Origin of the sequence: Marinomonas spartinae (assembly GCF_900089775.1) — a bacterium.
Lineage (GTDB): Bacteria > Pseudomonadota > Gammaproteobacteria > Pseudomonadales > Marinomonadaceae > Marinomonas > Marinomonas spartinae.
This window is the reverse complement of sequence record NZ_FLOB01000015.1, coordinates 47,864-59,623: the sequence shown is the minus strand read 5'-3', so window position 1 is coordinate 59,623 and position 11,760 is coordinate 47,864. Positions and strand designations below refer to the sequence as shown.

Below are 11,760 nucleotides of genomic sequence, written 5' to 3'. Positions count from 1 at the left end.
TATATTGGCACATACCTGTGTCAATTTCTGTCAGTATAAAAAAACACTTTTTGTTGGCCGCGTTGATATTCTGACAGACTGCGGTATATACTTTCTAGACCCCATTCACTCGTCAGATAAAGGAGGCCACCCATGCAAGAAATTGCATATCAATGTGAATTAGATTTCGCATTTCATCTTGGTGATCCACGCACAGCGCAAATTTGTTGTTAACGCACAGATTTCGCTGATATTACTATTCTGAACTGATACACAACGTCTGAACATGTCAGTGCTCATCTGTGCCTATCTTTTGATATGTTGCGCATAGGTGATTTATGTCTTTAATTTCTGTTATCGAATTATCTTATCAAGCGGGTAGTAAGCGCCTGTTTGACTCTTTGTCTTTTTCCATTGAATCTGGCGATCGTATTGGCCTTGTGGGCCACAATGGTTGCGGTAAATCGACGCTATTAAAACTTCTTCTTGGCGAGCTGACGCTAGACAGCGGTCAGTTGCATCGTCAGCGGGGGCTTAAGATTGGCTTGGTTGAGCAATTTTTATCCCCAGAGTTAGAAGCCATTTCGGCCCATCAAGCGGTACTGGATAAGATTCCAGCGGATGAACAGGTCGTACGTGGTTATCAAGTTGATACCTTGTTACAACAGCTTGGCTTTGACGAGGCGACCTTACAACGTCCCTTAAACTCTCTCAGTGGCGGTCAGAAAAACCTCGTATTATTTGCTCGTGCCATCATTGAAGAGCCTGAATTGCTGTTGTTGGATGAACCGGGTAACCATATGGACAGTCGTGCTATGTATTGCTTAAAACGTTATTTGAGCTTGCCGGATACGCCGTCGTTTCTGATGATTTCCCATGACCGTGATTTATTGGACTCGGTGACACAACGGACTTTGTGGCTTCGTGATGGGCGTTGTTATGCCTTTCATCTTCCTTATTCACAAGCCAAGGTCGCGCTTGCGGAGTCGGATGAAGCGGCCCGAAAAACTCGGGAAGCGGAAGAAAAAGAAATCGATAAGCTAAAAGCCAGTGCCAAGCGATTGGCTACCTGGGGGAAAGTGTACGACAACGAAGACTTAGCACGAAAAGCCAAGTCTATGGAAAAACGCATCGATAAGTTGGAAATCAATAAAACCTTCGTCACTCAAGGGTCAGGGTTATCGTTAAAAGTGGACAGTGAGTTTTTAAAAACCAAACAAGTCTTTGTTTTTGAAAATGAAACCATTAGCAGTCCGGATGGTCGACCGCTGTTTAGCATTGCTGATCTTAACTTTCGCCCCGGTGATCGTATTGCTCTACTGGGTGTCAATGGGAGTGGTAAATCCAGCTGTATTGAGCACTTGATAAAGGTGCATCAACAAAATGTTGGTGAGCAGAGTGCCACCCGTTTTAATCCTAATGTGCGCATTGGCTATTTTGACCAAGAGCTTGAGCAGTTCAATGTTGAACTGGGAATCGCGGATTGGATCCGGCAAAACTGTACTGCCAGCCAAGAAGAGATTCGTCGTGTGCTGATCCAATGGGGCTTTCCCTACCTTGATCATGGCCGACGAGTCAATGTACTCAGTGGTGGAGAACGGGCACGTATTTTGCTGCTAACCTTTCTGTTGGAGCAACCGAACCTGTTGATCATGGATGAACCGACCAACCATATTGATTTGCAGGGTAAGGAAGAATTGGAGTCTGACCTGACGCAAGAGGGCATCTCTTTGCTGTTTACTTCCCATGACCAGCGGTTTATTGAAAATATCGCCACGCGTTTTTGGTGGATCCACAATGGTCAGCTGGTGGAACTGCACGATAGTGATGTTTATTTCACTTCTCAGGGAGATGACGCTGGTAGTAAACCAAGTGCACTCACTGATGCGTCTCCTTTATTTCCAGAAGAGTCGGTTGCTACAGCGGCCATGACGGAAGATGAGCGAATATTGGAGCGTATTTGCGAATTGGAGCGGTTGCTAGAGGAGGATCTGGCTCGTAAACCCAAACGCCAGAAGCCCGCTAAGCAACAACAATGGCAGAAGGAATTGACTGTCTTAAACCAACAACTTGAATAGAGTCGCTTTTATTCCTGATGTAAGCAGGGCTTTTCGAACGTGAAATGCCCTGCTTTCGGTGTTAAATACAGGATAAATGATCGTGACGGAATACCAAGTCATTTGTGGTATCGTCCTTTGAAACGTGTCGATTGAGCGCCATATTTGTTCAACCGTCCTAACAAAAAAAGGTGAGCTAAATGAGTAAATTGGCGAAAAAATCTATTGAAACGGCCTTTTCGGGCTTGGAATATCTGCCGAATCGCACACCAGAAATGGCCTTTTCTGGTGGGGCGAGTAAGGCCTTTCTTGAATTATCCCAATACCGAGATGGTGCCATTTATGTGGGGCATTACTCTGGTAACAGTGAGTGGGAGCGGCATTCCGTTGGTGATGAAATTGTCATGGCTTTAGAGGGAACGACTACGCTGGTGTTATTAATCGAAGGTCAGGAAGAAAAGCATCTGCTTAACGAGCAGGAATTATTCGTTGTTCCTAAGAATGTATGGCATAGATTTGAATCATCGACCCACTTCAAGGTGATGACTGTGACACCACAACCCACTGACCACTCTTTAGAGAGACCAACAGACTCATAACGGTATTTGGTTATCAGACGTGACAGGAGCGAATTAACATAATATAAGACCTGTATAGTGCGTATTGTTTTCAGTCCGATCTTTTTCATTTAACCCATCATAAGGTGAGCAGGTTATGTTTTCAGTGACGGATTCTTCCCATGAAGATTCTCATAACGGTTTGGCTTCTTATCAAAGTATGAAAGACAGTATCTTGCATCATTTGCGTTATACCTTGGTGCATTTGCCTCAGCAAGCTACCCCAAGAGACTGGTGGCTGGCCTTGTCCCTTGCAATCCGTGATCGTATTACGGATGACATGGTAGAAACGCAGGTGTCGCATACGCGAGAGAATGTGCGACGGGTGTATTATCTATCAATGGAATATTTGATGGGGCGAATGCTGATCAATAATGCTCATAATGTTGGTGTGTATCACGAAGCGAAACAAGCCATCGAAGAACTGGGCCTGGATTGGGAGCAAATTTGTGATGAAGAAATGGACATGGGTCTAGGAAACGGAGGGCTCGGGCGCTTAGCGGCCTGTTTTCTGGATTCGTTAGCGACCTTAGACTTACCTGCGATTGGCTATGGCATTTATTATGAATTTGGTTTGTTCAAACAAGAGTTCTTGCAAGGGAAACAGGTAGAGCATCCTGATACTTGGATCAAATATGGTACACCTTGGGATGTCATGCGTCCGGAGTATTCGCAAACTATTCAGTTTTATGGCCGCGTGGAGGTCTCTTACGATAGCGCTGGTAACTGTCGGCCGAATTGGGTGGATACACGAAGTGTTATGGGCGTACCGTTTGATATTCCCGTCGCCGGCTATGACACGAAAACCGTTAACTTTTTGCGATTGTGGTCTTCCCATTCCACAGAAGACTTTGACTTGGAAGAATTCAACAAGGGCGATTATGTAGAAGCAGTGCATTCTAAAGTCCTTGGGGAAACGATTTCCAAGGTATTGTATCCGAATGACCAAAATGCCAATGGTAAAGAGCTGCGTTTAATACAACAGTACTTTTTTGTGGCATGCTCTTTAGCGGATATTTTACGACGGTTTGAGGTGATGAATTCGGATTGGTCAAGGTTACCAGAAAAAGCCGCCATCCAATTGAATGATACGCATCCCGCCATTGCCGTTGTCGAATTGACCAGGACGTTACTGGATGACAAACATTTAAGCTGGGAGACCACCTGGGATATTGTCACTCGTACTTTCGCTTATACCAATCATACTTTACTGCCCGAAGCGTTAGAAAAATGGGGGGTGGAATTATTCGAAAGGGTTCTACCACGACATTTGCAGTTAATCTATGAAATCAACTATCGCTTTCTAGGTGACGTTGAGCAGCACTGGCCTGGTAGGGATGATATCAAACGGGCGATGTCCATCATCGAAGAAGGGAATCATAAAATGATCCGCATGGCCCATTTGGCGGTGATTGCAAGCCATAAGGTCAATGGTGTGGCAGAACTGCACTCACAATTACTCAAGAGTGAGTTGTTCCCTTATTTTGATCAGCTTTACCCTCATAAATTCACCAACAAAACCAATGGCATCACTCCACGCCGCTGGTTATTGAATTGTAATGAAGGGCTGGTGCAACTCTTTGACCAATATGGTATCGAAAACGACTGGCCAAAGAACTTAGATAGGCTGCGTCAGTTAGAAACCTTACAGGATGACGAGGACTTTTTGACCGCTTTTATGGACGTCAAACATCAAAATAAAGTCCATCTTGCCCAGATTATTAAAAGAGAATGTCATATCGACGTGGATCCCCATGCTTTGTTTGATGTGCAAATCAAACGCTTGCACGAATATAAACGTCAGCATTTAACGCTATTAAATATTCTGACGCTCTACCATCGATTATTAAATTCACCCGAGTTAGATATGGTCCCGAGGGTCTTTATTTTTGGCGCCAAAGCGGCTCCGGGCTACGCATTAGCCAAAACCATTATCCATGCCATCAACTCCGTTGCGGATGTGATCAATAATGACACACGTATTAATGGGAAATTGAAAGTGGCCTTTCTGCCCAATTATCGAGTTTCCTTGGCATCACATATTATTCCAGCGGCCGATTTGTCCGAGCAAATCTCCACTGCTGGGAAAGAAGCCTCTGGAACAGGGAACATGAAATTGGCATTGAATGGCGCGGTGACGATTGGCACCTTGGATGGGGCGAATGTGGAAATATTGGAAGAAGTGGGGCCAGAGAACATTTTTATCTTCGGGCTCAATGTCGACCAAGTCCAAGAACTGGATCGCCATGGTTACCAGCCTTATCAATATTACCAGCAAGATGAAGAACTGAAAGGTGCCTTAGATTGGCTCTGTTCGGGTCATTTCTCGCCAAACGACCCCCATGCCTTTGATGATATTCGAAATAGCCTCCTTCAAGGTGGGGATCCTTATAAAGTCATGGCAGATTATCGAGCTTATGTTGATTGCCAACAACGCGTCTCAGAAGCCTATCAAGACAAAATGCGTTGGGCAAAAATGGCGGTGATGAATACCGCTCGGGTGGGTAAATTCTCATCGGATCGTACCATCCAAGAATACGCTGATGAGATTTGGACATTACCACCTTATTCGGTTTAAAGCGTATTGGCTGCTCTTAGAACCATTAGAAAAAGAGAAAAAAGAACACATGAAACAAGACGTAGTACATATTGCCCTAGTGGTTCGAGACTATGATGAAGCCATTGATTTTTATGTTAATAAGCTAAAGTTTGAGCTGTTGGAAGACACCTACCAGCCAGAGCAAGATAAACGCTGGGTGGTCGTGTCGCCGCCAGGTTCAAAGGGTGTGACTTTGTTATTGGCAAAAGCCTCTAAACCAGAACAAATGGACTTTATCGGCCACCAAGCGGGTGGTCGTGTCTTCTTGTTTTTAAACACCGATGATTTTTGGCGAGACTACGAACGTATGCTCGCCGAAGGGATTCACTTTATCCGACCGCCTGCCGAGCAGGAATACGGCACAGTGGCGGTATTTGAAGACTTATATGGCAACCTATGGGACTTGCTACAACTCAAAGACGACCATCCTATTTCTAGTCGGTTGAAAGCGCTCACCTGATATGTCGTTTTATCAGATTATTCCTTCCCCTTTTGTCTTCCAAGGTTAGGAGGTTAGGACGGGGTGTTCTGGTAGGCCGTGCTTGTTTTATCGTTGCGTCGAAGGCTGAGGATAGGGAGAAACAACCGTGATTAGCCGAGTTATTTACGATAAGACGATGTAACGAAGGAGATATGGATGGACAGGTATGCTTTATTTTTAATCATTGCAATAACAACCATTCTTTAAAATGAATTGCAGCTTGGTTGGTTTTCAATCGCTTGGGCATAACAAGGTAGTAATGTAAACCAGTAATAGATCTTGCCATTTTGTCCGTACCTTGCATTAACCAGCCATTTTTAATCGAGTTTGCGACGGCAAGCTGGCTGATGATGGCGATGCCTTGTCCAGAAAGTGCGGCCTGGGCGGTGAGGTTTTCATCGTTAAAATAACGAATATGTGGTTGAGTGTTGGCAACGATGCTTTTTATCGTTTCTTCTATTCCTAAATTTGGTAGGTTTGGGTTTTTCCATTGAGTACAGAAAAATACGGCTTCAGATAGGTTTTCATTGTGTTTTTTCCAATAGTCAGGTGTTGCAAAGAAGCCAATTGATTCTTGAATTAAAGGTTGGTGAATAAGTGTCTTAGTTTCAAGTTGTTTAGGCGGCTCTCCGTAACGAATCGCCATATCGACTCGTCTATCATGTTCCATATCTATAATAGATTCTTCTGCTCTTATTTGAATATCGATGTCTGGATATCGCTGCTGAAAATGCGCAAGCTTGGGAACCAGCCACATGGCCGCAAACGAGTTGGTGGTGCTGATGGTGAATGTTTGAGGGGATCCTTTTAATTGATTTACTGTTGAGAGTAAATCCTGCAGAGATTGATTGGCAGACGCTGCCAGTAATTCGCCTTCTTTCGTTAACGTCACCGCTCGCGTTTTTCGTTCAAATAATCTTACTTTTAAGCTGTCTTCAAGTGTTCTGATTTGATGAGAAATCGCCGTCGGCGTCACATTCAATTCATTGGCAGCGTCTTTAAAACTGCTTAACCGAGCAGCGGATTCAAAGGCTTTGATGGCATTTAGAGAAGGGAGTTGATGAAACATAAAGGTACTCTATGGATGAGAATAATTACTTTATAGGAAAAATAACACCATTTGTCACTAAAACGATTGCCGAACACACTATGCCTACTCACTATCAATGAAAGAGGCATAAAATATGAAAACTATTCTACATATCGACTCCAGTGTTCGTCGTACTGACAGCTCAACGCAAAGCTATAATTCGATTTCGAAGTCATTTGGACGTTATTTTATTGAGCTATGGCTGAATAAAAATCATCATGACAAAGTGATATATCGAGACCTCGGTCTCAACTCTCCCAGCTTTATTGATCAGGATTGGATTGCGGCCGCTTTTACCCCTAAAGGGCAAAGAAGCCCGTCTCAACAACAAACATTGGCCGAGTCCGAGGAATACTTTTCTGAACTGACCCAAGCCGATGTGATTGTGATCACCTCACCCATGTATAACTATGGGATGCCAGCAGTATTGAAGGCGTGGTTTGATCAGATGCTGAGAGTGAATAAAACCTTTACTTTTGATCTCGCTCGTGGGGATTTTCCCATTGAACCGACCTTATCGGGCAAAACCTTAGTCTTATTGACGTCATCTGGGGAGTTTGGTTTTGGTGCTGGTGGAGTACGTGAGCATATGAACCATTTAACGCCGCATATTAAAGCGTTGGCGCAATATCTGGGAGTGGATCAGTTCTATGAGATTGGTTCGGAATATCAAGAGTTTTCCGATGAGCGCCATCAGGCTTCGGTGGAAAACGCGCAACAGGATATTGCTGCATTAGTCGATCAGTTAAGCGAATGAAGGATCACCTAAAACCGCTAGTAGAAAGTGGATGCTTGTTGTTTGTCCCAGTGTATTCCATTCGTGCCAAATTGGTGATTAAAGGTAAGAAAGGCATTATCAAGAATAGAGAGCCAACTTTGGTATTGGAGGCTTTTTATAGTAATGATATTCACTATTATTAATCTCTTCTTAAGTCAGATGATATTGGTAAAATGAGCAATATTGCTCTAAAAGTGTTAGTCGGTTGGGGAGAGAAGCTAAATAATAGTTTTTAGATACAAATCTAAACTGTATTAATATATCTTTTAGTGCTTAATTATAGTTTTTAAGAAAGAAATTATCATTGATAAGTAGGTTTGCTATGGCGAGTGTCTCCCTTAAGAATAAGTTGTTACTCATTAGTATCGGCTCTGTTTTATTTATTTCTTTGTTATTCACGTGGCAAACTTACTCAAAAATTTCTTCCTTAAGTGATCAATTAAAGCAGGATGCTGTTGTTGATCTCAAAGATTCGGCTATATCTAAACTTAAGCTGAATACTCGTGTTGCTGGCGAGAAAATCCAAGCTTACATTGAGAAAAACCTTGATGTGGTGAATGTTTTGGCAGCGCAATTGTCTAATAATTTGAACTTATCAGCGCCTTTGTCTAGAGAGCAAGTCTTGCCTCTTATAACGGCCGCAAAGAAAAGCGCCCCCAATGCCAGTGTCCTATATAGCTTTTTTGAGCCTAATGCATTCGATAATAAAGATAGCGAATACGTGGGCAAAGACTCCAATGTCGGCGCTAAAGATGATGGTTCCTTTAGTATCACGGTGGCTGTAGGTGAAGATGGAAAGGCCGTTTACTATCCAATTGATAGCGCAAAAATAAAATACAATACCGAGAAAGATCCTAACGGGCAGCGCATTTCTGAGTGGTATTTATGTCCGCGTGATACGAAATCCGTTTGTCTTGTTGAACCCTATTTGTTCGATTTGCCTAATGGCTCTAAAGTTCTCATGACGAGCTTAACGGTGCCTATTATGAACGGTGGTGTGTTTAAAGGTATTGTTGGTGCGGATCTTGATTTGCCTGTTATACAAGTGTTTGCTAATGAATTATCTAAGGGGCTTTATGATGGGCAGGGCTCTGTCACTATCGTTAGTAAAAAAGGACTGATTGTTGCTTCTAGCAAATATAAGGAAAGTTTAGGTAAGCCGTTTAAGACAATCGATACCAAAAACGGTCAAGCGTTGTTAGCACTGTCTAAGAAGGGAGGCGTATTGGAGCAAGATGGCCAATTGATTGTTGCTCAGCCTTTAAACCTTGAAAGTGCGAATACTCAGTGGCACTTTTTGATTAGCTTGCCTATGTCAGTTGCCATGGCGAAGCTAGATAAAAAATTAGCGTTGATGGCAAGCGTTAAACAAAGAGCACTCATTGAGCAGTTATCATTGGCTGTGATTATTGCTATCGTTGCGACACTGCTAATGTTGTTGATTATTCGCTCCATTATCCGCCCATTGCAATTGCTGAATAAGCAAGTGGCTCAGTTGTCTGGTAATGAAGGGGATCTAACACAAACTCTAGATTTACATTCACATGCCGAATTGAACGAATTGAGCGCTAACTTTAATGTGTTTCTACAAAAACTTCGTGGGATGGTGAACTCATTAAAATCCATTGGAGTAACGGTAAGGGCATCTTCGGGTGAGAATGTGAGCGCGAGTCAGAGCTCTTTAGCAGAAACTGCACAGCAAAAAACAGAAATTGCGAATGTGGTTCTGTCGACTCAAGAAATGTCTAACACGGCCCATGAAGTTGCCGGAATTACTGCTGAATTAGCAGAGAAAATGAAAGAAATGAATCATACAGTTAGTAACTCTCAGCATAGTATCGTGAGTTCAACGAATACGGTTCAAGAGCTTAGCAGCAGTATGGAAAGTGCAAAGGACTCTATAGATAAAGTCTCTGCGCGTTCGAATGATATTAATCAAATTCTAGAAGTCATTCGTAGCGTGGCTGAGCAAACGAATTTGTTAGCTTTGAATGCCGCGATTGAGGCGGCTCGAGCGGGTGAGCAAGGGCGAGGTTTTGCAGTGGTGGCGGACGAAGTACGCAGCCTTGCTTCTAAAACACAAAACTCTACCGAAGAAATTGACAGTTTAATCAGTAACTTGCAACAAGAAGTGAAAATTGCGGTCAGTAGCATTGCCAACAGTGGTGAAAAAGTTGCGTTATCCGTTAAGTCTACTCAAGAGGTGAACGATAGTCTCGCCGCAGTGGTTAACGAAATAGAACTGATAAATGACCACATTCAACAAGTGGCGGCGGCGGCAGAAGAGCAAAGCCAAGTCAGTATTGATATCACTGGTATGTTGAAAAAAATAGAAGACGCGGCCGAAGTGTTAGCACACTTTGCGCACCAGACGAATGACAGTAGTGAGCAAGTGACTCACCAGTTGGATGAGTTGGATAGCCAATTGAATAAACTGAAGAGTTAATTGTCTCAGAAAGTGTCATGATCTGTTGATAAAAAACGGGTAGGCTCAGTCTACCCGTTTTCTTTTGGGGCCACTTTACTATTTTTTATCTATCCATAAGTGACGAAATAATCGCAATCGAATCAACATCATTACCCTCACTTATCTGGTGATCAATGTGAGTTTGTAGGACGTATTCCCCTAGATATGATGCAATTTTCGACGATAGATAAGCCCAAAGATGACTAAGGTGCCCATCAAACACACTTCGGCGCATAAGGTGGTGGATATGGCGATTTTATGGCTTTGGGTGATATCAAAGGTTTGATAGGCGATGGAGCCAAGTAGGGCGGACCCTAGACCAAAAGCGGCTTGTTGTATTGTGGTCAGCATGGCGCTGCCTGCTCCAGCATCTTTTGAAGCCACTTCGGACAAGCCAATACGGAAAAAGCTGCCAACGATAAAAGACTGTCCTAACCCGATAAATAAGGTGGTTGGTAGTAAGGTCGTAATGCCGATATTTGGCCAAAAATGGTAAAAGGTCCACGCTAAGCCAAGCAGCCCAGGCATTTGTAATGCACAACCTACAAACAGCGTATTGAGCTTGCCAATGCGGTTGGATATTTTTGCCGTGAAAAGAGAGCCTACAAAATACGCCATACCCAGCATGATAAACGCATTCCCAGATTCCAGAGGAGACTTCCCTAAGCCAGATTGAAAGGTTAGGGCGACCGAGAACATGAAGCCACTCCAACTGGCGAACATAAAGATCGCCAGAATAAAGCCAAATTGAATGGAATGAAGACGTAACAAACGAGGCGGCATTAGTGGGAAGCGCTGACGATTTTCTTGGCGCTTTTCAATATTCCAAAATGCATACAAAAGAGGGATAACACCTAAGAGCATAACAATAAATGGCCATGACCAGTGGTATTCCGGTCCAAGCGAGACAGGAATCAGCAGACAAAGCAGTGCTGCTGCAAGAATAAAAGTACCAGGCCAGTCCACATTGGCAGGGTGCTCTGAACGACTTTCAGGTACCCAAACACGAGCAAAAACAAGAATGCCGAGACAAACGGGAATATTGATCAAAAAGACACTGCGCCAGCCCAGTCCTGCCACATCGCCAGAGACTAAAAAGCCACCGAGAACCTGTCCTAAGACAAACGCCAAACCACCAATGGCGCCATAGAGGCCAATTGCAAAAGAGTGACGTCTGCCCGTTAGTGTGACATGTAAGGTGGCGAGAATTTGCGGCACAATCATGGCTGCACCGACACCTTGAATAGCACGAGCGAACAAGAGTCCATTGATGGAAGAGGCAATCCCACAAGCGAGAGAGGCAATACCAAAGACCCAGACGCCGAGAATAAACAAATGACGGCGGCCAAAGTTATCGCCTAGTCGTCCCCCCATTGCCAAGCATACTGCGAAACTCACACCATAGGCGGCCACCATTAACTCGAGTTGAATATGGCTGGCATGGAGGGACTCAGCGATGGAAGCGAGCGCTACGTTGACGATGGAAAAATCAATTAACGGCAGTAGCTGGCCTGCCATCAGAATGATCAAACCAGCTCGGCTTAGTGTCTTTGCTGTTGTCGTCATTTTCTCTGTTTCTCTTGATTTATCATTGAATGGTCGACAGTATGTAAAAACCGTTAAACAGGTACCAGTGTTTGGTTATCCTAGTACTAGAACTACCTGTTTGGCTTCTATTCAGCAGACCTATGC

Annotated in this window: 8 protein-coding genes; 6 read left to right on the top strand and 2 right to left on the bottom strand. The window is 43.8% G+C overall.

Annotation, left to right across the window (positions count from 1 at the left end; genetic code table 11):
- Positions 1-317 precede the first annotated feature (317 nt).
- The 4 genes from MSP8886_RS19415 to MSP8886_RS19400 all read left to right on the top strand — a co-directional run bounded on the left by MSP8886_RS19415 (position 318) and on the right by MSP8886_RS19400 (position 5,712).
- On the top strand, positions 318-2,057 hold the full coding sequence (locus MSP8886_RS19415; protein WP_067019883.1) for an ABC-F family ATP-binding cassette domain-containing protein: 1,740 nt from the start codon (positions 318-320) through the stop codon (positions 2,055-2,057).
- A gap of 179 nt (positions 2,058-2,236) precedes the next feature.
- A complete protein-coding gene (locus MSP8886_RS19410) occupies positions 2,237-2,635 on the top strand; it encodes a cupin domain-containing protein (RefSeq protein ID WP_067019880.1) in 399 nt (132 codons plus the stop codon).
- Positions 2,636-2,750: 115 nt separating this feature from the next.
- Positions 2,751-5,231 carry a glycogen/starch/alpha-glucan phosphorylase gene (locus MSP8886_RS19405; protein WP_067019877.1) on the top strand — a complete coding sequence of 827 codons (2,481 nt, stop codon included), beginning with the start codon at positions 2,751-2,753 and terminating at the stop codon, positions 5,229-5,231.
- Between the two features lie 49 nt (positions 5,232-5,280).
- On the top strand, positions 5,281-5,712 hold the full coding sequence (locus MSP8886_RS19400) for a VOC family protein (RefSeq protein WP_067019982.1): 432 nt from the start codon (positions 5,281-5,283) through the stop codon (positions 5,710-5,712).
- A gap of 202 nt (positions 5,713-5,914) precedes the next feature.
- Here MSP8886_RS19400 and MSP8886_RS19395 read toward each other — a convergent pair whose 3' ends face one another.
- Positions 5,915-6,802 carry a LysR substrate-binding domain-containing protein gene (locus MSP8886_RS19395; protein ID WP_067019874.1) on the bottom strand — a complete coding sequence of 296 codons (888 nt, stop codon included), beginning with the start codon at positions 6,800-6,802 and terminating at the stop codon, positions 5,915-5,917.
- 115 nt (positions 6,803-6,917) lie between these two features.
- Here MSP8886_RS19395 and MSP8886_RS19390 point away from each other — a divergent pair, with 115 nt between their 5' ends.
- Together MSP8886_RS19390 and MSP8886_RS19385 are read left to right on the top strand one after the other, a co-directional pair.
- Positions 6,918-7,580 carry an FMN-dependent NADH-azoreductase gene (locus MSP8886_RS19390; RefSeq protein ID WP_067019871.1) on the top strand — a complete coding sequence of 221 codons (663 nt, stop codon included), beginning with the start codon at positions 6,918-6,920 and terminating at the stop codon, positions 7,578-7,580.
- Between the two features lie 343 nt (positions 7,581-7,923).
- A complete protein-coding gene (locus tag MSP8886_RS19385) occupies positions 7,924-10,047 on the top strand; it encodes a methyl-accepting chemotaxis protein (protein ID WP_067019868.1) in 2,124 nt (707 codons plus the stop codon).
- A gap of 180 nt (positions 10,048-10,227) precedes the next feature.
- Here the strand turns inward: MSP8886_RS19385 and MSP8886_RS19380 are convergent, their stop codons facing one another.
- Positions 10,228-11,634, bottom strand: a complete 1,407-nt coding sequence (locus MSP8886_RS19380; RefSeq protein WP_067019865.1) for an MFS transporter — start codon at positions 11,632-11,634, stop codon at positions 10,228-10,230.
- Positions 11,635-11,760: the final 126 nt, after the last annotated feature.

What these genes read in the sequence shown, in the direction of transcription:
- MSP8886_RS19385 (WP_067019868.1), top strand. Translation starts at nt 7,924, where the DNA reads ATGGCGAGTGTCTCCCTTAAGAATAAGTTGTTACTCATTAGTATCGGC.
- MSP8886_RS19410 (WP_067019880.1), top strand. Translation starts at nt 2,237, where the DNA reads ATGAGTAAATTGGCGAAAAAATCTATTGAAACGGCCTTTTCGGGCTTG.
- MSP8886_RS19415 (WP_067019883.1), top strand. Translation starts at nt 318, where the DNA reads ATGTCTTTAATTTCTGTTATCGAATTATCTTATCAAGCGGGTAGTAAG.
- MSP8886_RS19405 (WP_067019877.1), top strand. Translation starts at nt 2,751, where the DNA reads ATGTTTTCAGTGACGGATTCTTCCCATGAAGATTCTCATAACGGTTTG.
- MSP8886_RS19380 (WP_067019865.1), bottom strand. Translation starts at nt 11,634, where the DNA reads ATGACGACAACAGCAAAGACACTAAGCCGAGCTGGTTTGATCATTCTG.
- MSP8886_RS19400 (WP_067019982.1), top strand. Translation starts at nt 5,281, where the DNA reads ATGAAACAAGACGTAGTACATATTGCCCTAGTGGTTCGAGACTATGAT.
- MSP8886_RS19390 (WP_067019871.1), top strand. Translation starts at nt 6,918, where the DNA reads ATGAAAACTATTCTACATATCGACTCCAGTGTTCGTCGTACTGACAGC.
- MSP8886_RS19395 (WP_067019874.1), bottom strand. Translation starts at nt 6,802, where the DNA reads ATGTTTCATCAACTCCCTTCTCTAAATGCCATCAAAGCCTTTGAATCC.